This is a genomic window from Methylovorus sp. MM2, from assembly GCF_001648895.1.
GTDB lineage: Bacteria > Pseudomonadota > Gammaproteobacteria > Burkholderiales > Methylophilaceae > MM1.
Map to the genome: position 1 here is coordinate 1 of NZ_LXUF01000022.1, position 456 is coordinate 456.

A 456-nucleotide genomic window follows, 5' to 3' on the forward strand; every position below is an offset into this window, starting at 1 on the left:
CACCATATTTTATCGCAATGTCAGATATGTCACCTAAAGCCGCTGCAACTCTATCAGTTATTTCGGCAATCTCCTCAACAGTTGTGTCCTTGCGAAAACGTGTCGAATTATATTGCCCTTGGTCGTTAAGAGCCTTTGTCCAATCTTGGATTTTGTCTCTGTTTGCATCGATGATTTTTGAAAACTTATTTTCCATATGTAGGGTCTGTCAAATATAGCAGGCAACGCAGACGGCTTTGTGCTTGTGGCGGCATTCCGTGCATCGTCAGCCTTGGCTAATGTACAACAGCCAAACAGAATTACAAATGTTCAACCCTTGTTCGTCCAGCCGCCATAGCACAAAACCGATGTTGGTGGCTGTTAGTCAGTTGGTTTCACAAGTCCAGTTTTGTCATTGTCCAAAAGATTTGGTGACGGAAAGATGTCGTCGCTGTTGTAAGGTATGCGGTCTACGCC

1 protein-coding gene is annotated in these 456 nt (G+C 44.3%); it reads right to left on the bottom strand.

Annotated elements, in window-relative coordinates; translation table 11 throughout:
• Nucleotides 1-196 (bottom strand): hypothetical protein (locus A7981_RS12220; RefSeq protein WP_217234121.1); only part of this gene is annotated, 196 nt, incomplete at its 3' end.
• Between the last annotated feature and the right edge of the window lie 260 nt (nucleotides 197-456).